General features: G+C 75.7%; 23 protein-coding genes and 1 tRNA gene. 11 read left to right on the forward strand and 13 right to left on the reverse strand.

The window, feature by feature from the left end:
- The first annotated feature begins 7 nt into the window (after window positions 1-7).
- Window positions 8-505, forward strand: coding sequence for a beta-class carbonic anhydrase (locus G9H72_RS08085; protein WP_331272092.1), 498 nt, complete (start codon window positions 8-10; stop codon window positions 503-505).
- Here the strand turns inward: G9H72_RS08085 and G9H72_RS08090 are convergent.
- Window positions 492-1,214, reverse strand: a complete 723-nt coding sequence (locus tag G9H72_RS08090; RefSeq protein ID WP_166169656.1) for an aspartate/glutamate racemase family protein — start codon at window positions 1,212-1,214, stop codon at window positions 492-494. The genes G9H72_RS08085 and G9H72_RS08090 overlap by 14 nt on opposite strands.
- A 42-nt stretch (window positions 1,215-1,256) precedes the next feature.
- Here G9H72_RS08090 and G9H72_RS08095 point away from each other — a divergent pair, with 42 nt between their 5' ends.
- On the forward strand, window positions 1,257-1,538 hold the full coding sequence (locus G9H72_RS08095; RefSeq protein ID WP_166169658.1) for a 4a-hydroxytetrahydrobiopterin dehydratase: 282 nt from the start codon (window positions 1,257-1,259) through the stop codon (window positions 1,536-1,538).
- Here the strand turns inward: G9H72_RS08095 and G9H72_RS08100 are convergent.
- Both G9H72_RS08100 and G9H72_RS08105 read right to left on the reverse strand, forming a co-directional pair.
- Entirely contained in the window at window positions 1,507-2,721 is a 1,215-nt protein-coding gene (locus G9H72_RS08100) for a glycoside hydrolase family 88 protein (protein WP_166169660.1), read from the reverse strand. The two genes, G9H72_RS08095 and G9H72_RS08100, sit on opposite strands and share 32 nt — an antisense overlap.
- Window positions 2,722-2,770: 49 nt before the next feature.
- Window positions 2,771-4,366 (reverse strand): sulfatase family protein, encoded by a 1,596-nt coding sequence (locus G9H72_RS08105; RefSeq protein ID WP_166169662.1) that lies wholly within the window; start codon window positions 4,364-4,366, stop codon window positions 2,771-2,773.
- Window positions 4,367-4,515: 149 nt separating this feature from the next.
- On the opposite strand from G9H72_RS08105, the gene G9H72_RS08110 reads away from it, so the two are divergent.
- Both G9H72_RS08110 and G9H72_RS08115 read left to right on the forward strand, forming a co-directional pair.
- Window positions 4,516-6,276, forward strand: a complete 1,761-nt coding sequence (locus tag G9H72_RS08110) for a dynamin family protein (RefSeq protein ID WP_166169968.1) — start codon at window positions 4,516-4,518, stop codon at window positions 6,274-6,276.
- A complete protein-coding gene (locus tag G9H72_RS08115) occupies window positions 6,273-7,877 on the forward strand; it encodes a GTPase (protein ID WP_331272094.1) in 1,605 nt (534 codons plus the stop codon). Before G9H72_RS08110 ends, G9H72_RS08115 begins: the two co-directional genes overlap by 4 nt.
- 41 nt (window positions 7,878-7,918) lie before the next feature.
- Here the strand turns inward: G9H72_RS08115 and G9H72_RS08120 are convergent, their stop codons facing one another.
- From G9H72_RS08120 to G9H72_RS08145, 6 genes are all read right to left on the reverse strand, one after another.
- Complete coding sequence (locus tag G9H72_RS08120) at window positions 7,919-8,149, reverse strand: hypothetical protein (protein WP_166169664.1); 231 nt, start codon at window positions 8,147-8,149, stop codon at window positions 7,919-7,921.
- 117 nt (window positions 8,150-8,266) lie between these two features.
- Window positions 8,267-9,046 (reverse strand): YqjF family protein, encoded by a 780-nt coding sequence (locus G9H72_RS08125; protein ID WP_166169666.1) that lies wholly within the window; start codon window positions 9,044-9,046, stop codon window positions 8,267-8,269.
- Between the two features lies 1 nt (window position 9,047).
- Window positions 9,048-10,550 carry a DNA polymerase IV gene (locus tag G9H72_RS08130; RefSeq protein WP_166169667.1) on the reverse strand — a complete coding sequence of 501 codons (1,503 nt, stop codon included), beginning with the start codon at window positions 10,548-10,550 and terminating at the stop codon, window positions 9,048-9,050.
- A gap of 55 nt (window positions 10,551-10,605) precedes the next feature.
- Entirely contained in the window at window positions 10,606-11,283 is a 678-nt protein-coding gene (locus tag G9H72_RS08135) for an HAD family hydrolase (RefSeq protein WP_231126591.1), read from the reverse strand.
- Between the two features lie 64 nt (window positions 11,284-11,347).
- Window positions 11,348-11,782, reverse strand: a complete 435-nt coding sequence (locus tag G9H72_RS08140; protein ID WP_166169671.1) for a hypothetical protein — start codon at window positions 11,780-11,782, stop codon at window positions 11,348-11,350.
- Between the two features lie 77 nt (window positions 11,783-11,859).
- A complete protein-coding gene (locus G9H72_RS08145; protein ID WP_166169973.1) occupies window positions 11,860-13,404 on the reverse strand; it encodes an alpha,alpha-trehalose-phosphate synthase (UDP-forming) in 1,545 nt (514 codons plus the stop codon).
- Between the two features lie 201 nt (window positions 13,405-13,605).
- Between G9H72_RS08145 and G9H72_RS08150 the strand changes: the two genes are divergently transcribed.
- Window positions 13,606-13,965 carry a hypothetical protein gene (locus tag G9H72_RS08150; protein ID WP_166169673.1) on the forward strand — a complete coding sequence of 120 codons (360 nt, stop codon included), beginning with the start codon at window positions 13,606-13,608 and terminating at the stop codon, window positions 13,963-13,965.
- Between the two features lie 39 nt (window positions 13,966-14,004).
- On the opposite strand, the gene G9H72_RS08155 is transcribed toward G9H72_RS08150, so the two are convergent.
- From G9H72_RS08155 to G9H72_RS08165, 3 genes are read right to left on the reverse strand one after another with little or no spacing between them, the layout of a single operon-like run.
- Window positions 14,005-15,486 (reverse strand): diguanylate cyclase, encoded by a 1,482-nt coding sequence (locus tag G9H72_RS08155; protein WP_331272097.1) that lies wholly within the window; start codon window positions 15,484-15,486, stop codon window positions 14,005-14,007.
- Between the two features lie 39 nt (window positions 15,487-15,525).
- Window positions 15,526-15,879, reverse strand: a complete 354-nt coding sequence (locus G9H72_RS08160) for a protealysin inhibitor emfourin (RefSeq protein ID WP_166169677.1) — start codon at window positions 15,877-15,879, stop codon at window positions 15,526-15,528.
- Window positions 15,876-16,904 (reverse strand): M4 family metallopeptidase, encoded by a 1,029-nt coding sequence (locus G9H72_RS08165; protein WP_166169679.1) that lies wholly within the window; start codon window positions 16,902-16,904, stop codon window positions 15,876-15,878. The genes G9H72_RS08160 and G9H72_RS08165 overlap by 4 nt, the downstream gene beginning before the upstream one ends.
- 144 nt (window positions 16,905-17,048) lie before the next feature.
- Between G9H72_RS08165 and fdhD the strand changes: the two genes are divergently transcribed.
- A complete protein-coding gene (gene fdhD / locus G9H72_RS08170) occupies window positions 17,049-17,918 on the forward strand; it encodes a formate dehydrogenase accessory sulfurtransferase FdhD (protein WP_166169681.1) in 870 nt (289 codons plus the stop codon).
- Window positions 17,919-18,056: 138 nt separating this feature from the next.
- Window positions 18,057-18,494, forward strand: coding sequence for a response regulator transcription factor (locus G9H72_RS08175; protein ID WP_166169683.1), 438 nt, complete (start codon window positions 18,057-18,059; stop codon window positions 18,492-18,494).
- Here the strand turns inward: G9H72_RS08175 and G9H72_RS08180 are convergent.
- Window positions 18,481-20,496, reverse strand: coding sequence for an ATP-binding protein (locus tag G9H72_RS08180; RefSeq protein ID WP_166169685.1), 2,016 nt, complete (start codon window positions 20,494-20,496; stop codon window positions 18,481-18,483). The two genes, G9H72_RS08175 and G9H72_RS08180, sit on opposite strands and share 14 nt — an antisense overlap.
- 147 nt (window positions 20,497-20,643) lie before the next feature.
- On the opposite strand from G9H72_RS08180, the gene G9H72_RS08185 reads away from it, so the two are divergent.
- The 4 genes from G9H72_RS08185 to G9H72_RS08200 all read left to right on the forward strand — a co-directional run bounded on the left by G9H72_RS08185 (window position 20,644) and on the right by G9H72_RS08200 (window position 22,727).
- The gene (locus G9H72_RS08185) at window positions 20,644-20,940 is read left to right on the forward strand and encodes a BatC protein (protein WP_166169687.1); all 297 of its coding nucleotides are present in this window, start codon (window positions 20,644-20,646) and stop codon (window positions 20,938-20,940) included.
- Between the two features lie 10 nt (window positions 20,941-20,950).
- Window positions 20,951-22,198: a cupin domain-containing protein gene (locus G9H72_RS08190; RefSeq protein WP_166169689.1), complete on the forward strand. Its 1,248-nt coding sequence runs from the start codon at window positions 20,951-20,953 to the stop codon at window positions 22,196-22,198.
- Between the two features lie 196 nt (window positions 22,199-22,394).
- Window positions 22,395-22,574, forward strand: a complete 180-nt coding sequence (locus G9H72_RS08195; protein ID WP_166169691.1) for a hypothetical protein — start codon at window positions 22,395-22,397, stop codon at window positions 22,572-22,574.
- Between the two features lie 80 nt (window positions 22,575-22,654).
- A tRNA-Lys gene (locus G9H72_RS08200) sits at window positions 22,655-22,727 on the forward strand.
- Window positions 22,728-22,805 lie beyond the last annotated feature (78 nt).

The raw sequence follows: 22,805 nt of genomic DNA on the forward strand, positions 1-22,805 counted from the left end.
CGGGGCCGTGAACACCTTCGACGACGTGCTCGCGGCCAACGCGGAGTACCAGCAGTCCTTCGTCGACCCCGGCCTGCCCGGCCGGGCCGCCAAGGGCCTCGCCGTGGTCACCTGCATGGACTCGCGCATCGACCCCCTGGGGCTGCTGGGCCTGGCGCCCGGCGACGCCAAGATCCTGCGCACCGCCGGTGCCCGCGTCACCGACGACGTGCTGCGCAGCCTCGTGCTCGCGCACTACCTGCTCGGGGTGGAGCGCGTCATGGTGCTCGCGCACACCGACTGCGGCATGGCCAAGGCCCGCGACGAGGACGTGCACGCCGCGGTCCGCGCGCAGGCCGGGATCGACAGCCGCAGCCTGGAGTTCCGCACCATCGCCGACCAGGACGCCACGCTGCAGGCGGACGTCCAGCGGGTCCGCAGCTCGCCCTACCTGCCTGCGGACATGCCCGTCGTGGGCGGGGTCTACGACGTGCGCACCGGCGCGGTGACGATCACCGTCCCGTGAGGCCCGCAGGAGCCAGCGCCGCCGCCACCGCAGCCTCGACGTGAAGCCGCGTCGTCGGGAAGACCGGCACCGGGCTGTCGTCCTGCCCGACCAGCAGCTCGATCTCCGTGCACCCCAGGATCACGCCCTCGGCCCCGGCGTCGACCAGCCGGGAGATGACCTCGCGGTAGGCCTGGCGGGACTCCTCGCGGACGATGCCCTGGCACAGCTCGTCGTAGATCACCCGGTGGACCGTCGCCCGGTCCGCGGCCTCCGGGACGAGGACGTCGAGCCCGTGCGCGGCGAGCCGGTCGCGGTAGAACGCCTGCTCCATGGTGAAGCCGGTGCCGAGCAGGCCGACCCGGGTGACGCCGGCCGCCCGGACCGCGGACGCCGCCGCGTCGCACAGGTGCAGCAGCGGGATCCCGACGGCGGCCTGGACCTGGTCGGCCACCTTGTGCATCGTGTTGGTGCAGAGCAGCAGGATCTCCGCCCCGGCGGCCTCGACCCCCTTCGCCAGGCCCGCGAGCACCTCGCCCGCCTCGTCCCACTCCCCGGCGGCCTGCAGCCGCTCGATGTCGGCGAAGTCCACCGACGCGAGCACCACCCGGGCCGAGTGCAGCCCGCCCAGCCGCTCGCGCACGAGCTCGTTGAGCAGGCGGTAGTACTCGGCCGAGCTCTCCCAGCTCATGCCCCCGAGCAGGCCGACGACGCGTGGAGTGGCGGTCATCGCCCCAGGTTCGCAGGGAGCCCGCGTCCTACGCTTGGATTTATGGCTGACCTGACACCCGAGGACGTCGCGAAGGCGCTGGAACGGCTGCCGGGGTGGTCCGGCGGCACCGACCGGATCTCGCGCACCGTCCCCTGCCTGCCGGAGGGGCTGCTCGACCGGGTGCACGCGGCGGAGGAGGAGCTGGACCACCACGTGGTCGTCGAGCAGGGCGTCGGCGGCACGGCTCTCGTGGCCTGGACGCACTCGCGCGGCTGCGTGACCGACCGGGACGTCGAGCTCGCCCTTCGGATCAACGCCCTGCTCGACCATCCCGGAGCCTGACCAGCGCCTGCAGCAGGTAGTAGTCGCCCCAGATGAAGGCGCCGACGTCGCTCCCCGAGCGGTAGACCTGGCGGCGCAGCACCGACGGGCCGCCGGTGCGCGCGGTCGTGTACGCGGGCGTCGTCACGGCCGCCAACGTCGCGAGCGCGCTGCCCCGGTAGCGCGCGGCCCGCGCCGCGTCCGTCTCCAGCCGGCTCAGCTCCAGCAGGCCGGAGACCGCCACCACCGCCGCGGACGCGTCCTTCGGCGCCCTTCGGGGGTCGTCGACGTCCCACGCCGGCACGCAGTCGGCCGGCAGGTCCGCCACCCACCGGTCGGCCACCCGCCGGGCGGTGTCGCGCAGCACGGGGTCCCCGGTCTCCCGCCAGGCGGTGGTGAGCCCGTGCAGCGCCCAGGCCTGCCCGCGCGCCCACGTGGAGGAGTCGGCGTACCCCTGGGCGGACCACCTGCGCTCCACCGCGCCCGTCGCGCGGTCGAGGTCGACGACGTGCCACGTCGACCCGTCGGGCCGCACGTGGGTGCGGGCCAGCGTCCGGGCGTGCCTGCGGGCCAGCCGGCGCGACCGCGCGTCGCCGGCCTCGAACAGCAGCTCCAGGTTCATCAGGCTGTCGACGATGACGCGCACCGTGGACGGGTCGTCCGCCGCCCACGACCAGTTGGCGCCGACGGCGGGGACGAAGTGCCGGGCCAGCGACCGGGCCGCCCGCTGCTGCGCCGACCGGTACGCCCGGTCGCCGGTGAGGCGCCACCCCTCGCCGGCGCTGCTGCCGAGCATGAAGCCCACGTCGTGGCTGCTCGAGCCGGCCTGCGGCAGCATCGCCGCGGTCCAGCGCCGGGCGCGGGCCCGCCACGCCGTGCCGGGCTCGAGGTCGGCGAGAAGCCAGAGCGCGCCCGGGTAGAACCCCGCGGTCCAGTCGCCCGGCGCAGCCCTTCGCCAGCGCCGGTCGCCCGGGTACGCGGCCTTCGGGTAGCGCGTCGCCGGCCCCGCGTCCGCGGCGGCCAGCCGCGCTCCGGCCAGCTGCAGCGTCGCCCGCACCTGCCGCTGCAGCTGGGCGGTGTCCGCTGCCGGCGCGCAGCGCGCCGGCGTGGGCCGGGCGGGCACGGGGGCGGCCGACGCGGGCAGAACGCCGGCCAGGGCGGCCGCGGCCACTGCGAGCGGGAGCAGGCGGCTACGGCTGGTCACCGCTCCGAGTGTGCCCGTCGCACGAGGCGGGCGGCCGGCGAGCCCCCGGTCAGACGCCGCCGACCCGCGGCGGGACCCGCCACATCGACAGCGGCGGCACCGCCCGGTGCAGCGCGTCGAGGTGCTCGGCCTTCGCCTTGCGCGAGCCCTCGTCGTCCCAGAGGTTGACGAGCTCGCCTCCCCCGGCGTCGTAGAGCTCGCCGACCTCGTCCTCGCGCCCGGCGTAGACGCCCCCGAGGTAGGCGGTCAGCTTCCAGCTGTCGGTGACGATCGTGGCCGACGCGAGCAGGCGCGGGTCGTCGAGGTACTCCAGGACCACGGACTCGCGGACCCGTCGCTCGCCCCGCCATTGCGGCAGCAGGTCGTGCCCGTCGTCCATCCGCAGCGGGACCTCGACCCCGGCGGCACGCAGGAGCGTCGGCGCGAGGTCGGTGAGGCTGACCAGCCCGTCGTCGACCCGGCCACCGCGGATGCCGCCGTTCGGCCAGCGCACCAGCAGCGGGATCGCCGTGCTCTCCTCGTAGGAGAACGGCCCCTTCATCCAGAGCCCGTGGGCACCGCCCAGCTCCCCGTGGTCGCTGGTGAAGACCACGATCGTGTCGTCGGCGATACCGAGCGCGTCGAGCTCGTCGAGCAGCTGCCCGACGCAGGCGTCGATCTGCTCGATGGCGTAGTGGTAGCGGCTCAGGGTGGCGCGCGCCCACTCCTCGTCGACCGCCCGGAAGTCCTGGCCGTGGCACTGGCCGGGCATGGGGAAGCCGGGGTCGAGGACGTAGCCCGCCTCGCGGAGCCGGCCCTCGCGGGCGGCCCGGTAGTGCGGCGGCTTGTCCGCGTGCTCCCCCGGTACGTACGCCGGGGGCACGACGTCGGGCCGGTCGACGTCGGCGTCACGCGGCGCCACGAACGGATGGTGCGGCCCCTGGTAGTTCACCGAGAGGAAGAACGGCTGGTCGCCGTCGGACAGCTCGCGCATGTGTGCGATGGCGCGCTCGGTGGCCCAGCTGCTGTCGTACAGCTCGGGCGGCAGGTCCCAGTCGAACGCCGCGACCTGGCCCTCGCCCGCCGCCGGCCGCAGCCGGGTCATGGCGGCGATCTCGGCGTCGGTGCAGCCCTTGTCGTAGAGCCAGAGCCGGTAGTGGCCGCTCGCGCCCCACGAGCCGTGCCCGAAGCTCAGCTCGACCTGGTCGTAGCCGGCGTAGGAGCCGCTGTGCGCGCCCCACCGGGCGGTGGCCCCGCGCTGCAGCTCGGGGCTGTCCGGGCCCTGCCAGGAGGAGAGGTGGCTCTTGCCGATCAGCCGGGTCGCGTAGCCGGCCGCGCTCAGGTGCGCGGGCAGGCTGGGGTTGCCGTCGGGAAGGTCGACACCGACCGAGTAGGCACCGTGCGCGTGCGGGAGCCGACCGGTGTGCAGGCTCGCGCGCGACGGGGTGCAGGTCGGCTGGCCGTACGCCCTGGTCGACCGGAGGCCGGAGGCGGCGAGCCGGTCCAGGTTGGGGGTGCGCAGGCCCGCTCGTCCGGCACAGCCGAGGGCGTCGCGCTGGTGCTGGTCGTCGACGACGAGCAGGATGTTGGGGCGGCGGGCGGGGGGCACGAGGGGCTCCGGGACGGTCGGGCGGCGGGTGCTGTCGCGGGCGGTCAGCGCCGACACTCCGCATCCGGCCGCAGGCGGCAGCTCTGACCGCGGCGGGGGTTCGACTAGACCTACTTTCATGGTAGGGATAGTAGTGTCCTGTTCGGGGCCTGACAAACGCCGCCGCGTCCTTCCGATGCCTGGCCGCAGGCGTGGAACCCCGCTCGATGGAGCAGGCTGCTCCTGTGGACGCGAGTGCGGGCGGCGACGGGCCGCGCAGTGGCGAGGACGGGCTGCTCGCGCAGCTCACGACGCTGCGCAGCGCGCTGGAGGGGCTGGCGTTCCCGCTCGAGCTGGACGGCGCGGGCGCCGCCCGGGCGGAGCGTCGCGCGCTGGCGGGCCAGCTGGACGACTACGTGCTCCCCCGCCTGCGCAGCATCGAGGCCCCGCTCCTCGCCGTGGTCGGAGGCTCGACCGGCGCGGGCAAGTCGACGCTGCTCAACTCCCTCGTCGGGGCGCGGGTGTCGGCGTCCGGCGTGCTGCGGCCCACCACCCGCGCGCCCGTTCTTGTCCACGCCCCGCAGGACGCCGCGTGGTTCACCGGGCCGCGCGTGCTGCCCGGGCTGGCGCGCGACACCGTCGCGCCCGGCTCCCCCGGCTCCCCGGGCAGCCTCGCCCTGCTCCCGAGCGCGGCCGTGCCGGCCGGGCTCGCCCTGCTCGACGCCCCCGACATCGACTCGGTCGTCGCGGAGAACCGCGAGCTGGCCGCGCAGCTGCTCGCGGCAGCCGACCTGTGGGTGTTCGTGACGACCGCCGCCCGCTACGCCGACGCGGTGCCCTGGTCGTTCCTGCGCGAGGCCTCGGGGCGCAGCGCGGCCGTGGCCGTCGTCCTGGACCGGGTGCCGCCCGAGGCGCAGGAGGAGGTCGCCGCGCACCTGCGCGGGATGCTCGCCGAGGAGGGGCTCGCGGACGCGCCGCTCTTCGTCATCGCCGAGGGCGACGTGCGCGAGGGGCTGCTCGCCGACGACGCGGCCGTCCCGGTGCGGGACTGGCTGCACGGGCTGGCCGGGGACGCCGCGGCGCGGGCCGCGGTCGTGCGCCGCACCCTGCACGGGGCGCTCGCCGCCTACCCGGAGCGGGTCGGGGGGCTCGCGGCCGCGCTCGACGCCCAGGCGACGGCCGCCGGGACGCTGCGAGCGGCGGCCTCCGAGCCGTACGCAGCGGCGACCGGGCGGGTCGACGCGGCGCTCGAGGACGGGTCACTGCTGCGCGGCGAGGTGCTCGCCCGCTGGCAGGAGCTCGTCGGCACCGGGGAGCTGCTGCGCCAGCTGGAGTCTCGGCTCGGCCGGCTGCGCGACCGGGTCGTGTCGGCCGTCCGGGGCCGGCCGGCCCCCGGCGAGGAGCTGGCCGTGGCACTGGAGTCGGGGGTGGAGGCGCTCGTGCTCGCCGAGGCGGACCGGGCCGCCGAGCGGGCGGTCTCCGCCTGGCGCGTCGCGCCCGGCGGGGTGGGGCTGCTGGCCGCGGGCGGCGCCCCCGAGCTGGCGCACGCGTCGCCGCAGCTGCGCGCGGACGCGCAGCGGACGGTCCGCGCCTGGCAGGGCGGCCTGCTCGAGCTCGTCCGCCAGGAGGGGGCCGGGCGCAAGGCCACCGCACGGGTGCTGTCCTATGGCGTGAACGGGGCGGGCCTCGTGGTGATGGTGGCGGTCTTCGCCTCGACCGGCGGGCTGACCGGCGGGGAGCTGCTCGTGGCCGGCGGCACCTCGGTCGTGGGGCAGAAGCTGCTCGAGGCGCTGCTGGGCGACGAGGCCGTACGCCGGCTCGCCGCCAAGGCCCGCGCCGACCTGCGCGGGCGGCTGGACGCGCTGCTCGCCGGCGAGCGCGAGCGGTTCACCCGGCTGGTGGACGCCGCCCTGCCCGACCCGGAGGCGGGCGAGCGGCTCCGAACGCAGGTCGGCGGGCTGGCGCGTGAGCTGAGGGGTGCCCGGTGAGCGGGCTGCTCGGGACGCGCCGGCGCACGCGCGAGCTGCCCGACCGTCTCGACGCGCTGGAGGCCGTGGTCGAGGCGGGCGACGGGCGGCTCGCGCCGGACGCCGTGGCGGCCGCGCGGCGGGTGCTGGAGCAGGCGGGCCAGCGCATGCGGCTCTCCCCCGAGACGACCGTCGTGGCGCTGGCGGGCGGCACCGGGAGCGGGAAGTCCTCGCTGTTCAACGCGCTCGTGGGGCAGCCGGTCTCCAGCGCCGGGGTGCGGCGGCCGACGACCTCGGACACGCATGCGGCCGTGTGGCCGCCGGCGGAGGCCGGGCCCTTGCTCGACTGGCTCGGGGTGCAGCGACGGCACGTGCTCTCGGAGGAGCCGGCGCTGCACGGCCTCGTCCTGCTCGACCTGCCGGACCACGACTCCACCGACCCCGCGCACCGGCTCGAGGCCGAGCGCCTGGTCGGGCTGGTCGACATCCTGGTCTGGGTCGTCGACCCGCAGAAGTACGCCGACGCGGCCCTGCACGAGCGCTACCTGTCCCGGCTGCGGGCGCACCGTGCCGTGACCCTGCTCCTGCTCAACCAGGCCGACCTGCTGCCGCCCGAGGGCGTCGAGGCGTGCGTGGCGGACCTGCGGCGGCTGCTCAAGGCCGACGGGCTGGGCACTGCGCCCGTCCTCGCGGTGTCCGCCCGGACCGGGGCGGGGCTGGAGGAGCTGCGCTCGGTCCTCGCCGCCGCGGTGGGGCGCCGGGCAGCGGCCGCCGAGCGGCTCGCCGCCGACGTGGACGACGTCGTCGACCGGCTCGCGGCCGATCTCGCCGAGCCGGCGGAGGGTGCTGCGCTGGGCACCGTGGGACGCAAGGAGCGGGCGCGGCTGCGCGAGGCGCTCTCCGCCGCCGCCGGCGTGCCCGTCGTCGAGGACGCGGTCCGCCGGGCCTCCCGGGCGCGGACGACCGCCGCGACCGGCTGGCCGTTCACGAGGTGGGTCGGCCGGCTGCGCCGCGACCCGCTGCGGCGGCTGCACGTGGAGGCGCCCGAGGCGCGCTCGTCCCTCCCGCCGCCGTCCCCGGTGGCCCGGGCGTCGGTCTACGGCGCCGTCCGCGCCGTGGTGGACGGCGCCTCGCGCGGGCTGCCCGAGCCGTGGGCGCGCGCGGTCGGCGCCGCCGCTGCCGCCCGCGAGGAGGGCCTGGACGACGCGCTCGACCGGGCCATGACCGGGTCGAGCCTTTCCGACGTACGCCGGCCCCGGCTCTGGGAGCGCGGGGTGCGCCTGCTGCAGTGGGCCCTCGCGCTCGTCGCCCTCGCCGGCCTGTTGTGGCTGACGGCGCTCTTCGCCGTGGAGTGGGCCCGGCTGCCCGACCCGCCCACGCCCGACGTCGGCCCGTTCGCGCTGCCCACCGTGCTGCTGCTCGGCGGGATCGTCGCGGGGCTGCTCGTCGCCCTCGCGTCCCGGTGGGTGGGCCGGGTATCGGCCCGGCGGGCCGCCCGGCGGGTGGGGGCCGAGCTGCGCCGGCGCATCGACGAGGTCGCCGACGCGTACGTGCTCACCCCGGTCAAGGAGGAGCTGCAGCGCTACGTCGCCGCGCGGGAGGCGCTGCGCCGGGCCGGATGATCCCGGGTGGCGGCGCGGGCCGCGCCAGCACCCGCGTGGTGTCAGGCGGCCTGCAGCCCGCGGTGGGCGCGCTCGACGGCCTGGTCGGTCAGGACGGCCTCCACCTCGCGGGCCTGCTCGACCGTGTGCCGGCCGACGATGGCGTCGATCTCGGCGCGGTCCGCGGCGGTGACGTACGCCCCCAGCTCGCGCTCGAGCCGGAGCCGGGCGTCCCGCGACGTGCGCCACTCGGCGATCCGCGTGCGTGCTGTCGTGATGTCTCGGATGGTCATGCTGCACAGCTCCTGCTGCAGCCGGCCGATCGGGAGACGCGCCTCGGTGAGGCGCTCTGGCTCCCCCTGCGGCCTGCTGCGGAATCCTCCGCCCACCGTCGGCAGGCGGTACGCCGTCTATAACGGTTTGGTCACGGGAACATTCCCGAGCGGCCGCGTGGCGGCGAACGGCAGGCCGAAGACCGTGCGGACTCCGCGGGAGAAGAGCACCGAGTCCGGGGGGCGCGCGGCGACGCCCGGAAGGCCGCACGCGGCGACCAGCGCGTCCTCCAGCTCCAGCAGCTCCGCCCGCTGCAGCGGCCACGTCTCGTGCTGGTTGGGGACGTAGACCGTCCGCCCGAGCACGCGCGTGTGCAGCCCCCACCGCGCCGTGAGGAAGCCGGCCAGCGCGTCCCCGGGCGCCAGCGCCCTGCCGGGCCGTACGACGATGCGGGTGCAGGTGCCGCGGGGCGTCGGCCACCGCCTGCGCGAGGTGTAGGTCAGCACCCCGCCCTGCTCGACGACCCGCATCCGCGCCCACGAATACGGCAGGGCGAACGCGGCGCGGGCGCCGAGGACGACGGCCAGCCGGGACGCCTCGAGCGTCCGGAACACCACGCCGCGCCGCCCCTGCTCGTCGACCGAGTACAGCCGCACGTTGGTCTCCGCGAAGGACCCGAGCCAGGGCACGGCCGGCCCGCGCCCGATGCCCGCGCCGACCATGCGGAACGGGATGAGGCCGACCCAGCTCGACCCGTCGTGCACGTCCGGGCGGGTGCCCGGGGGCAGCAGCGGGGCGACGGACCCGGGCGGGACGCGCCAGTGCACGAAGGCGAGGTCACGCCAGGACTGGCCGAGGATGCCGAAGCCGGGAGCGGGCAGGTCGGGCGCGGTCGCGGTGATGGGCACGGGGTGCACGTCATGCCTTCCACGGAGCAGGGCCGGCCGCCGGACGGGGAGGCTCGGGGTCGCAGTGGCGCAGCACCCCGTCGGCCAGGCGCACGGTGGCCGAGCGCGCCGGCGGCGAGGTGGAGGTCTCGAACCGCACCGACGCCACCCCGTGCCCGGCGCCGACCAGCCAGCCGCGCCCGAGCTCGTCGTGCACGACGTCGGAGCCGGGCGCCGACTGCTCGGTCACGAGCGGGCCGGGCCCGTCGGCAGGGCCCGCCCCGAGCCTGGGGTCGGCCGCGGTGGAGGCGTCCCGGGCGTACGCGGGGTGGAAGCCGGGCGTGGCCGCGGGCGCCAGCTCGGGCACGAGCTCGGCGGCGGCCTCGTCGCCCAGCGAGAGCAGCAGCTGGGCCACGGTGTCGAGGGCGGAGAAGGCGACGCCGACGAGACGGACGCCGGTCCCCGGTGCGGAGGTCGCGGCCAGCGCGTGCTCGGCCGCGGCGCGCAGCGCCGGCTCCTCGTCGGTCGGCGCGGCCAGCGAGGCGGCCCGGGTCTCGATGGTGAAGTCGGCGTAGCGCACCTTCACCGTGACGGTGCGCGCCGCGGCCCCCGAGCGCAGCAGCCTGCGGTGCGCCTCGGCGAAGACGGCGGCGTGAGTGGCCCGCAGCGACTCCAGGTCGCGCAGGTCCGCCGGAAGGGTGCGCTCGGCCCCGACCGACTTGCGCTCGCGGTCGTACTCGACGCGCCGGGTGTCCCGCCCGTGGGCCAGGTCCCACACGGCGGTGCCGTGCGCCTGCCCCAGCAGGCCCACGACGGTCGGCTCGCCGGCCGCCCGGACGTCGGCGACGGTGCGGATCCCGGCGCCGGCCAGCTTGCGCGCGCTGACCGGGCCGATGCCGGGCAAGGCCTTCGCCTCGAGGGTCGGGAGCAGCTCGGCCTCGGCGGCGGCATCGAGCACAGCGGCGCCGGCCGGCTTCGACGACTCCGAGGCCAGCTTCGCGCCGAGCTTGTGCCGGGCGACCCCCACCGAGGCGGTGAGGCCGGTCGCGTCCCAGACCGCCTGCCGCAGCGCGGTACAGGCGGCGTACGGGTCGGCCACCCAGGCGACGCCGTGCACCGCGAGCGCCGGGTCGGGCCCGTCGTCGGGGTCGAGCGCGGCGAGCTCGTCCGGCGTGCGGGCGGAGGAGAGGTCGACGTAGACCTCGTCGTACGCCACCTGCTCCACGCGGGAGAACGTCGCCCGGATCGGGGCGAGCGCGGCCGTGGAGTGCTCGGAGTACGCCGTCCCGCGCGGGGAGAGCCAGACGGCGTGCGGCGCCAGTGCCCGGCCCTGCCAGGACGGCATGGCCGAGTGCACGCCGAAGCGTCGTGCCGGGTAGTTCGCCGTCGTGATGACGCCCCGTCCCCCGCGCCCGGCCACGACCACGGGGCGGCCCCGGATGCTGGGCTTGGCCAGTTCCTCGACCTGGGCGAAGAACGCGTCGAGGTCGAGGTGCGCGACGAGGAGCGGCTCCGTGAGCGTCCCGTCGTCCACGCCCTCCACAGTGCCATCCGCGCCGGCCGCCGCCATCCGTGCGAGGCGCGCCCGTTCAGCGGAGCAGCCGGGCCAGCGCGGACCGGTCGAACGCGCCGAGCAGCTCCGCCGGGCCCCAGTACGCCTCCACCGCGCCCCGGTCGGTCAGCTCGTCGGCGTTGGTGCCGCCGCACTCGAGGCCGATGCAAGGGATGTCGAGCCTCGCGGCGGCCTCCACGTCCCAGACCGAGTCCCCGACGAACACGACCTGATCGGCGGCCAACCCAGACTTCGCCAGGGCGGCTTCCAGGATGTCGGGCTCGGGCTTGCTGCCCTCGGCGTCGGCCGAGCCGGTGGCCACGTCGATGAGGTCCTCGGCGTCGAGCGTCGCCCGGAGGGCGCTCAGCTCGTCCGCGGAGGCCGACGACGCGAGGACGACGGTCAGCCCGCGGCGCTTGCACTCGCGCAGCAGGTCGACCGCGCCGGGAAGGGGCCGCAGCCGCTGCCAGAACGTCGAGTAGAGGCTGGAGTGCGCGTGCTGCAGGTCCTCGTCCTGCCCGGTGTCCCGGCCAGCCCCCAGCAGGTGGGCGACGAGCTTGTCCGCCCCCATGCCGACGGACCGGTGGATCCGCGCCATCGGCACGTCGTGGCCGAACTGGCGGAAGGCCTGCCAGAAGGCCACCGTGTGCAGGTACGTCGTGTCGACGAGCGTGCCGTCGACGTCGAGCAGCACTCCGCGTGCCGTGCCGGCCATGTTCGGTCCCCTCCCCATGGTGCGCCGAGGCAGCCTCTGCCCCGGCGCAGGAAGGGTCATGCCGTCACGCGGGGAGGACGCGCACGGTGCGCTCGCCACTGAAGGACGCGTCGAGCGTGTCCATCATCACCTGGTAGCGCTGCCGTCCGACCGGGCCGGCCCTGAAGCTCACCGAGTAGCGCCCGCTCGCCGACAGCCGGCCCGTGGCCACCTGCTTCCAGGACCTGGCCCGGGCGTCCCACCGGGACACGAAGAAGCGCAGCCGGTCACCGGCCGCCTGTGCGGTGCCGGTCAGGGTCAGCGTGCGCCCGGCGACGACCGTGCTCGGGCCGTTGACGGTCACCGCGGGCCGCGTCGCCGCGTCGGCGGAGGAGCTGACGAGGGCGGCCAGGGTCGCGGCCACCACGGCGATCAGCACGGCCAGGGCGACGTAGCGCACGGACTTCTCCCGGAAGCCGCGCATGCTGCTCGACCCCCGACGTGCCTGCTGACGGGCCATGTGTGTCTCCTCGATCCTCGCGCGCCCGAGGTGGGCGCCCCGCAGACGGAGCCGCGGGGCATCCCCTTGATACAGCCTCAGCGCTCCAGCAGCGCGCGGACGTCGGCCAGCTGCACGTCGAGCCACTTCTTGACGTCGTTCTCGCGCACCACCCGGGCGGCTGCCGAGCTCAGGCCGCGCCGCTCCTCCCGGCTCATCGTGAGCGCGGTGTAGAGCGCGTCGGCCTGCTGCTGGACGTCGAAGGGGTGCAGGGTCACGGCGAACGCCCCGAGCTCCTCGTACGCGCCGGTGCTCTCGGACAGCGCGAGCACGGCGTCGCGACGGGTGACGGCGACCGCCTCCTTGGCCACGAGGTTCATCCCGTCCGCGATGGAGTTGACCATGAGGACGTCGCAGAGGGTGTACGCCGCCACAGCCGTCGGGAAGTCCTCCTGCAGCCGCAGGTCGATGGGGCCGTTGCCCTCCCGCGTGTACTTCGCGTTGACCCGCGCCACCACCGCCCCGATCTGCCCGACGTAGTCGATGTACTCGGGCACGTCGAGCCGGCTCGGCTGCAGGAAGGCGAGGAACCGCACCTTGCCGACCAGCTCGGGGTGCTGCTCGAGCAGGAGGCCGAAGGCGAGGAACCCGCGCACGATGTTCTTCGACGGGTCGGTGCGGTCGACGCGGAGCAGGAACTGCTGACCCTCCGAGCAGAGCTCGGCCTCGAGCACCTCGGCCCGCTCCCGCACGGCCGGCGACGCCGCCAGCTCCTCCAGGCTCCCGACGTCGATGGAGATGGGGTAGGTCCGCGCCGACACCTTGCGCGCCCCGACCTGGACGGTCATCTCGGTGAGGTCGACGGCCAGACCGAGCAGCTCCTGGGCGCAGAGCAGGAAGTTGCGCGCGAACCGCTCGGTGTGGAAGGCGACGACGTCGTTGCCCAGCAGCCCGTGGAGGAGCCGTTCGCGGACGTCCTTCGGCAGCACCCGCCAGGCGTCCGGGCCCGGCCAGGGGATGTGGACGAAGTGCGTGATGACCGCGTCGGGGCACGTCTCCCGGACACGCTCGGCCACGAGGTAGAAGTGATAGTCGTGCAGCATGACGAGCGCACGGCCGTTCCTGGCTTGTACTTCGCTGATGATGGTTTCGGCGAACTGCTCGTTGACCTTGACGTAGCCCTCCTCGAAGGCCTCCCGCTCGCGCTGCCCCAGCACCGGTGAGGTGGCGAGGCCGTAGAGGCCGTGCTGGACGAACCACAGCAACGGGTTGGCGACCACCGTGTAGAAGTCCTCGTGGGCCTTGGGCTCGACGTCGACGAGACGGATCCCCAGGCACGGCGTCCCGGTGCCCTCCGCCGCCTCCTCGGCGGTCGCGATGCGCGGAGTGGCCTCCATGACGAGCGGGATGTCCTCGCCCTCGTGCTCGCGGGCGACGGCGATGTCCTCCTCGGTGGACGCCGCGGCGACCCAGACCGCGTCGTCCAGCTGGCCGGCCAGCCCGACGAGGGCGGTCACCAGGCCGCCTGCCCCGCGCCGGGCCGTACGCCGTCCGCCCTCACGTCGGAAGGAGACGGGCGCGCGGTGGGAGAGAAGGACGACGGGCAGGCCGAGGCGGCGCGCTGTCGTGGTCGCGTCGGGCACCTCGGTGCTGTGGGCGCCGTCGACGGTGCTGTGGGCGCCGTCGTCGGTGCTGTCGGGAGCTGCGGGCGGGTTCGGGCTGGTCACGGGGTGTGCCTACCCCGGGCCGCCACGGTGGCACGCGCCGAAGAACTCCTCGTCACCACGGTTGGCCGCCGGGTGAGGTGGGCAGGCTTGTCGCGCGCGAGTCGAAGGAGACCTGGCATGGAGATCACTCTGGACCACGACGGGAGCCGACCCGCCGTCCTCCCCCCTCCTCGACCTGCCGTCACGGCGACCGCGCCGTCGATCGTCCGCCATCCCCCTCTCCAGGTGCGCCGGCGAGTCGTGCTGATCGGGCCCGACGGTGACGGCCCGCTGGTCCGGCAGCGCATCGCCGAAGCGGTCCGCGTCACCGAGAGCGGCAGCGTCGTCGTCATCGACGCGAGCGACCTGGAGCACGCGCCCGCCGACCTGGTGGACTTCCTGCGCTTCGCCGACGGGGCCGTCCAGCGCCGTGGCGGCACCCTCTCGATCGAGCCCGCGGACGGGCTGATGGCCCAGCAGCTGCGCGCCGCCGGCTGACCCCGGCCGCACCGGCTGACCTCCGCACTGCCGCGGCCGTCAGCGCCCGAACACCGCGTACGCGTCGCGCCCCTCCGTCTTGGCGCGGTACATGGCGGTGTCGGCGTGCCGCAGCAGGGACCCCACCTCGTTGCCGTGCTCGGGGTAGACCGCGATGCCGATGCTGACGGTGACCTGGGCCCGCACGTCCTGGAAGACGATCGGCTCGGCGAGCGCGGCCCGGATCCGCTCGGCCAGGCCGACCGCGCCCGGCTCGTCGATGCCGTCCGCGACCACGACGAACTCGTCGCCGCCCAGCCGGCCCACCGCGTCGGTCTCGCGCACCTCCGCCGCGATGCGCTGGGCGGCCGCCCGCAGCACCCCGTCGCCGACCTCGTGCCCGTGGGTGTCGTTGACCGCCTTGAAGCCGTCGAGGTCGCAGAAGAGCACCGCCCCGTGCGGCGCGTCCCGTGCCAGCACGGCGCCGAGCCGCTCGTAGAGGCTCGCCCGGTTGGCCAGCCCCGTCAACGGGTCCTGGCGCGCCCGCCGGTCCAGCTCGGCCTCGGCCAGGTGCCGGTCGGTGACGTCCTCGACCTGGGTCAGGGCGTAGAGGGCGACCCCGGCCGCGGAGCGGATGACCGCCGTCGTCGCCGCGATCCAGATGTCCTCGCCCCCCGCGCGCTGCCAGCGCATCTCGCGGCGGCGTACCGCCGGCGCCTCCGCTGCGGCGAACAGCGCCCGGCGGCCCGCCGCGGCCTCCGCGTCGCGGTCCGCAGCCGCCGCCAGCAGGTCCAGGGGTCGAAGGCGGCAGAGCTCGTCGGCCGAGTAGCCGGTGATGCGGGCGAGCTGCTCGTTCACCCGCAGGAAGCGCTCGGGGCCCTCGGGGCCGAGCTCCAGCATGGCCATGCCGACCCCGGCCCCCTCGAAGGCGAGCCGGAAGGCCTCCTCGCTCGTCGCGAGCCGCTCCTGGTTCTGCCGCAGCTGCTCGGCCAGCCGGGCGTTGGCCAGGGCTACCCCGGCCTGCGTCGCGAAGACCTCGAGCAGCTCCCGCTCGACCGGCCGCGGGCGGCGGCCGTGACGCGGCAGGTCGACCGAGAGCATGCCGAGCAGCTCCCCCGAGGAGGAGTAGAGCGGTGCGAAGAGCGCGTCGAGCGGGTGCCAGGCACCGGGCTGCTCGGGCGCCGCTATGGCCGGGACCCAGCTGGACTCGACGACCTCCGGCGGGACCCGGTCGTGGGGCACGAAGCGCAGCGCTCCCCAGCGCTCGGCGACCGTGAACTCCTTGTCGTAGGCGTCCGCGGCCTGCACCCGGCCGAGCAGGGCCTGCCGGGCGTCGTCCGGGCCGGCGACCGCAAGGGTCTCGAACCTCGCGTCGGCCCGCACGATGCTCAGGGCCGCGACCTCGAACCCCACGCCCTCGACGACGCCCTCGACGATGGCCTGCAGGGTCTCCTGCAGGGTCTGGGCCCGCCCCACACGCCCGAGCGCCCGGTAGAGGCTGCGCAACGCGGTCAGGGGTACGTCGATCTCGGGCTCCTGCACACGACCTCCGCAACGTTGCGACAGCACAGACATCGTGCCTCACCCGAGGCCGCGGCCGGTGTCCCCCGTCCCCAGCCCGCGGACGAGGTCGAGCAGGGCGCGCACCGGGTCCGGCGCCGCCTGCTCCGGAGTGAGCAGGGTCCAGGTCTGCCCGGCCCGCTCGAGCGCGATCTCGACCTGGAAGCCGTCGGGCACGCCGGGCGGCAGCTGCAGCCCCTGGCCCAGGTAGGCCTGCGACGCCGCCGCCAGCTCGCGCAGCCGGGCCGCCTCCTCCGGCGGCAGGTCCGCCTCGGCCAACGACCAGGTGCGCACGATCCCCGCGAAGCCGCCGCTGCGGCGGACGACCACCCGGAGCCCGGGGTCGCCGGCCTGCCCACCCGGCCCCTCGCTCACGCCGCCACCCCCACGCCCCGCCACGCCCCGCGCACGGCCTCGGTGGCGCCGTCGAACGCGGCGGCCGCACGCACGGTGGCCTGGGCGAAGGTGGTGAACCGGGCGGTCGAGCTCAGCGCGGGGTCGGTCAGCGCGGCGTACCAGACCCGGCCGGCGACATCCCAGGCGTGGCCGCCGAGGGCGAGCGCGGCCAGGTGGAAGGCGCGGTTCGGGATCCCCGAGTTGATGTGGACGCCGCCGTTGTCGGCCAGCGTCTCCACGTAGTCGTCCATGTGCCCGGGCTGCGGGTCGCGGCCCCCGAGCCGCTCGTCGTCGTACGCCGTCCCCGGCGCGGCCATCGAGCGCAGGGCAGTCCCACGTACGCCCGGGAGCAGCAGGTCCTCGCCGATCAGCCAGTCGGCCTGCTCGGCCGTCTGCCCCAGGGCGCGCTGCTTCACCAGCACCCCGAACACGTCCGAGACCGACTCGTTGAGCGCGCCGGACTGGCCCTGGTAGACGAGCTGCGCCTCGAACTGGGTGACGCCGTGGGTCAGCTCGTGGGCTATCACGTCCAGCGAGGCGGTGAAGTCGCCGAAGAGCTCGCCGTCGCCGTCGCCGAACTGCATCTGCTCGCCGTCCCACTGGGCGTTGTCCCAGTGGTCGCCGACGTGCACCGAGGCCACGAGCGGCATGCCGCGGTCGTCGATGGAGTCCCGGTCGAACAGGTCGGCGTAGAAGCCGTACGTCTCCCCCAGCCCGTCGTAGGCACGGTCCACCGACGCGTCCCCGGTCGGCCCGGCCCCCTCCGCCCGCGCGAGCCGGCCGGGCAGGCTCCCGGTGCTCGCGTCGTAGACGGTGCGCCGCGGGGTCAGGATGCCGGTGACCCGGGCCGGGACGGGGGCGGCGCTGCGGCTCGGCGCGGAGACCAGCTGGGCCTGCGCCCGGGTCGTGCGGAAGGACGTGTCCAGCGAGAGCGTCCCCACCGCCCAGTCGCGCTGGGCCGGGGTGCCGTGCCGGACGATCGCCTCCAGCAGGTAGGGCGGCACGACCGAGCACCTGGGCCGGGGGCACGGCGGCCGATGGCAGGGCGTCACGGCCCTCTCCTCCCGCGAGCGAGTGTCGTCCCCGGAGCGTAGGGTTCGGCCCGCGCCGCGACCAGCCGGCCCGGCGCGCCGGAAGGGGGCGGGGCGGTGGGCAGGGTCACGGCGCGGCGCCCGGTCGTGCGGGTGGGGCTCGACAGCGTCACCACGCGCCCGGACACCCTCGCGGTGGAGGAGCCGCTGGAGGTCCGGGTCGGCGGGCGGGCCTTCGCCGTCACCATGCGGACCCCCGGCCACGACGTGGAGCTCGCGCACGGCTTCCTCGTCGGCGAGGGTGTGGTCCGCCGGCCCGAGGACGTCCTCGCCGCGCGCTACTGCGCCGGGACCGACGACACCGGCGCCAACACCTACAACGTGCTCGACGTCGCGCTGGCCCCGCACGTCCCACCGCCCGACGCCTCCCTCGAGCGCTCGACCTACACCACCAGCTCGTGCGGGGTGTGCGGCAAGGCCAGCCTGGACGCGGTGCGCGTCGCCACGACGTACGACATCGCCGGCGACCGGGTCACCGTCGACGCCGACGTCCTCGCCGGGCTGCCGGACGAGCTGCGCCGCGCCCAGCAGGCGTTCGACCGCACGGGCGGGGTGCACGCGGCCGGGCTGTTCACGCCGGACGGGCAGCTGCTCTGTGCCCGGGAGGACGTCGGCCGCCACAACGCGGTCGACAAGGTCGTGGGATGGGCGCTGCTGCAAGGGCGGCTGCCCCTGCGCGGCTGTGTCCTGCAGGTGAGCGGGCGGGCCTCGTTCGAGCTGGTGCAGAAGGCCGCCCTGGCCGGGGCCCCCGTCCTGTCCGCCGTGTCCGCGCCCTCGAGCCTCGCCGCCGACCTGGCCGAGGAGGTCGGCATGACCCTGGCCGGGTTTGTCCGGGGAGGCACCTTCAATCTGTATTCGGGAGCCGCGCGGGTGCGCGCCCCGGCGAATACCCCGGCCGCAGCCGAGCCTTCTTCCCCGTCCGGGTAGTTAGCGGTGAATTTCTAGATATCGCGGTTTGAAGTGATGCGAACACACCAGGCGAGGGAGCGCCGGAGGTGTCAGCATGGAACCGCGGAATTCAACGGTGTCTCCGCGCGGGTCGACCCCGGTCGGGAGGAGGGCGTCATGAGGCAGGACACGGTCGTGCGCGTCCTGCTCGTCGACGACGACGACGAGGTCCGGGCCGCCCTGACCGAGGTCATCGAGGACGACCCGCGGTTCGAGGTGGTCGCCGCGGGCCGGGACGCCCCCGACGCGGTCCGGCTCGCGCAGGAGCACCGGCCGGACCTGGTCCTGCTCGACGTGCGCATGCCCGGGGGCGGGGTCGCCGCGGCGCAGGCGCTGCGCCGCGACGCCCCCGACGGGGTGCTCGTCGGCGTGTCCGCCCACGCGGACGCGGCCACCGTGGAGCAGATGGTGCGGGCCGGCGTCGTCGGCTTCTTCACCAAGGGCCAGCTCGGCGCCGACCTGCCGGACAAGCTCCACCTCTGCGTGCGCGGCCACGTCGTGCTCGCGGCCGACACCGCCGCGGTCGCCCTGCGCCGCGTGCTCACGTCCCACTGACGCCGGGCACGGCACGCCCCGGAAGCCAGAAGCGGACTTCGGTGCCGCGGCCCTCTGCCGGGCCGACCTGCCACCACCCGCCGGCGATCTCGGCGCGCTCGCGCATGGTAGCCAGCCCCAGGTGCCCGGCGGGCGAGGTCTCCAGCCCGGGGTCGATCCCGACGCCGTCGTCGATGACCTGGACGAGGACGCCACCGTTCTCCTGCCCGACCCGCACGGTGGCGTGCGCGGCACCCGAGTGGGCGCGCACGTTGACCAGCGCCTCACGAGCCACGCGGTACGCCACCACCCGGGTGGGCGTCTCCGGCTCCTCCTCCAGCTCACCCTCGATGGCCCAGCCGATGCCGGTGTCCTCCAGCACATGGGCGGCGGCGTTGCGCAGCGCCTGCACCAGGCCGGTGTTGAGCGCCGGGGTCTCCAGGTCGAAGAGCAGCTGACGCAGCCGCGAGGTGGCCTCGCTGACGTTTGCCTGCAGCCGGCCGAGCAGCTCCAGGTGCGCCTGCCCGTCACCGGCGAGGCGCCGAGCGAGCAGGCCGAGCCGCAGGTCGACCGCCGCCAGCACCTGGATCGTGTCGTCGTGCACGCCGGCGGCGATGCTGCGGCGCTCCTCCTCCTGGGCCGTGACCAGCCGGGCCAGCAGCGCGGCGCGTTGCCGGTCCAGCTGGCGCAGCCTCAGCTCGGCCTCCCGCCGGGCGGAGATGTCCTGCAGCACCGCGCCCACCCCGAGGGGGGCCTGCGTCTCCGGATGGCTCACCAGGAACGCGCTGCCGGCCAGCGGGATGTCCACGTCGGGCTCGTCCACGCGCCGCAGCTGCAGCTCCCCGGTCCAGGTGCCGTTCTCGGCCAGGGCGTCCCGCTGCTCGGCGAAGACCCCGGCACTGGCGGCGCTCATGAGGTCGTACGCCGACACCTGCGTGATCTCCGCGTCCGGCCGGATGCCGAGCAGCCGCCGCCCGGCCGGGTTGAGGTACTCGACGCGGTACTCCGGGCGGGGCCCGACGAGCAGGATCGCCTCGGCAGACCCGTCGGTCAGGGCCTTGAACCGCAGCAGCTCCTCCCGGGAGCTGGCCAGCGCCCGCTGCCGGTCGCGCACCTCCTGCAGCAGCCGGGCGTTGTCCAGGGCGAGGGCGGCCCGGTGGGCGATCTCGGCCGCCAGCGTCTCCTCCTCGGCGGTGTAGGCCTTCCGGGTGACCGAGCGGCCGAGGAGCAGCGTGCCCAGCAGGTGCGTACGCGCGCGCAGCGGCACGCACAGCAGCTGGAAGTCCCCGAGGTCGGAGTTGGGCGACGTACCCGGCAGCGCGTCCGCGGACGCGACCACCCGGGTGACCGGCCCCCCGGCCGCCGCCGCGTCGTCGATGAGGCGACGGATCGCCGGCTGCGGGGGCAGCACGCCGAGCTCGCCCTGCAGGAAGCCCAGGCTCCCGTCGACGGGGGGCCGGACCGCGGCCACCCGCGGCTCCTCCCCGGGGCCGCCGAGCCGGATGACCGCGTGGTCGCCGACCAGCTCGCGCGCCGCGTGCACGGCCACGTCCAGCACCGTCGGCACGTCCAGCGCGGCCTCGTCGAGCGCGGTCGACAGGTCGGCCAGCGCCACCGCGCGCCGCTCGGCCCACCGCCGGCGGCGCTCCGCGCGCAGCCAGCCGCTGACGTCGTGGGCGGCGACGAGCGTCCCCACCACCGCCCCGCTCGCGTCGTGCACCGGCTGGAAGCGGGCCCGGACGACGTACTCGTCGTAGACCTCCTGCGCCGCGAACCCCTCGCCCGTCTCCACCGCGCGCCGGACATGGCGCAGCGTGTTGGGCTGCGTGGCGTAGATCTGCTCGTAGTGCAGCCCGATCGCGCCGCCCGGGCCGAACGGCGTGTACGCGACGCCGGGCCCTTCGAACATCGTGCAGATGCCCGCGCTGTCGAAGCAGATGAAGATCGCCGAGTCGTCCTCGAGCGCTTCGGGGTTGCCCGCAGAGCCGGCACCGTCGGCGAGCAGCAGGTCCGCCTCCTCCATGACCGCGATCGTGTCACGAGGCGCCCGCCCCGCGGCCGCCGCCGTGCGCGTGGAGCCCGGAACTGCGGCGTGTGCAGGTCAGTGCTTGGGTAGGCGGGGTCGGCGACGGAACTCGTCGACTTTCCTCGACAGACCCAGGAGGCGGACATGGCCCTCGACGACAGCGACATCACCAGCGGCTCGGACGGCGGGGCGGACGGCGGCGCGGACAGCGGCGCCCACGGCCCGGCCGACGGCGGCGCCGCCAGCATCCCCGGCGAGCACGACGGCGGAGCCGACGGCGGCGCGGACAGCGGCGCCCACGGCCCGGCCGACGGCGGCGCCGGCACCACGATCCCGGGCGAGCACGACGGCGGAGCCGACGGCGGCGCCGACTCCGGGGCCGGCGACGGCGGGGCCGACTCCGGCGCCGGTGACGGCGGCGCGGACAGCTCCGCGTCCTGAGCCGGGCCGCATGACCCAGCTCGTCGACGGCCTGCGCCGGGCGGACGCCACGTCCCGCCCGGCGCTGGGCCGCTGCATCGCTGTTCCCGCCGCGGAGTTCGCCGCGGACTACTGGGGCCGGTCGGCGCTGCTGACCCGGGCCGCCGAGCTCGCGGGCGGGTTCGAGGACCTGCTCAGCCTCGACGACGTCGACGAGCTGGTCTCGCGGCGCGGCCTGCGCACCCCCTTCCTCCGGGTGGCCAAGGACGGCCAGGTCATCGACCCCAAGCGCTGGACCGGCGGGGGCGGGGCCGGTGCCGAGGTCTCCGACCAGGTCCAGGACGACGCGCTCACCGGGCTCTTCGCGGACGGCGCCTCCCTGGTCCTGCAGGGCCTGCACCGCACCTGGCCGCCGATCGTGGAGTTCGCCGCGGCCCTCGCGGCCGAGCTCGGGCACCCGGTCCAGGCCAACGCGTACATCACTCCCCCGCAGTCGCGCGGGTTCGACCCGCACTACGACGTCCACGACGTGTTCGTGCTGCAGCTGTCGGGCGAGAAGCGCTGGCGCATCCACCGGCCCGTGCTCGAGCACCCGCTGCGCAGCCAGCCGTGGACCGACCGCAAGGCCGACGTCGCGGCCCAGGCCCAGGGCGAGCCGTTCCTCGACACCGTCCTGCGGCCCGGCGACGTGCTCTACCTGCCGCGCGGCTGGCTGCACGCCGCCGAGGCGCTGGGCGACGTCTCCGCGCACCTGACGATCGGCATCCACACGGTCACGCGGTACGCGCTGGTCGAGGCCCTCACGGGCCTGGCCGCCCGTTCCCCGCAGCTGCGCACGTCGCTGCCGCTCGGGGTCGACGTGGCCGACCCGGAGCAGCTGCGCGAGGACCTCGCCGCGACCCTGGAGGCGCTGGCGGCGGCCGTGCGCGACGTGCCGGCCGAGGACGTGGCTGCGCGGCTGCGGCGGCAGGTGTGGCCGCAGACCCGGCCTGCCCCCGTGTCGCCCATCCGGCAGGCGGCCGCCTCCCGCTCGGTCGCCGCCGACACCGTCGTACGCCTGCGGCCCGCGCTCCACGCGCGGCTCGCCCCCGGCGACGGCGAGGTCACGCTGCTGCTGCGCGGCCGGCAGCTGACCCTGCCAGCGGCAACCCGCGCGGCCCTGGAGGACCTGTTGAGCGGGGAGCCCCGCTCCGTGGGGCGCCTTCCGGGGCTCGAGCCGGACGAGGCCGTCGTCCTGGTCGGCCGGCTGCTCAGGGAAGCGGTCGTCGTCCCCGCCTGACGCCGCCACCGGCACGCCCCGCCCTGCACGACCGCGCGGCCACCCGTTCGGCCTGCCCACACGCCCGTTGCGGCGGTGGTGACGAGGCCGAACGGGTGGCCGCGGGCCATAGGGCCTAGTGCTCGTGACCTCCCCGTTGCAGGGTGACACCCGACCGGCGCATCAGTGGCGAACGATCACGACCGAGAGGTATTCCATGGCAACCAAGACGACCGGAGCAGCGGCCACGACCGCCTCCGACCTCTGCATGGGGCTCCTCGCTGCCGGGCTGCCCCTGGCGCTCATCTGCGACCTGACCGACCCGTACATGGCGACGTCGCGCGACATCCTCGAGCACGAGGGACGCCCGGAGGTCGCTTGGTGGCAGGCCGGATGACGGCTGGCGGCGCGCACGCCTCGGCCGAGGGCGGCACCCCGCTGGGTGTCCCCCTCTGGTGCTGGTAGTCTTACTGCCGCGCGCCGCTAGCTCAATAGGCAGAGCAGCTGACTCTTAATCAGCGGGTTGGGGGTTCGATTCCCTCGCGGCGCACAACTGGTCAGGGCGCTCCTTTTCCGGGGCGCCCTGACGTGTTCTCCGGGTTGCGTGTTCTCCGGGTTGCGTGTTCTC

Source organism: Motilibacter aurantiacus, from assembly GCF_011250645.1.
Classification (GTDB): Bacteria; Actinomycetota; Actinomycetes; order Motilibacterales; family Motilibacteraceae; genus Motilibacter_A; species Motilibacter_A aurantiacus.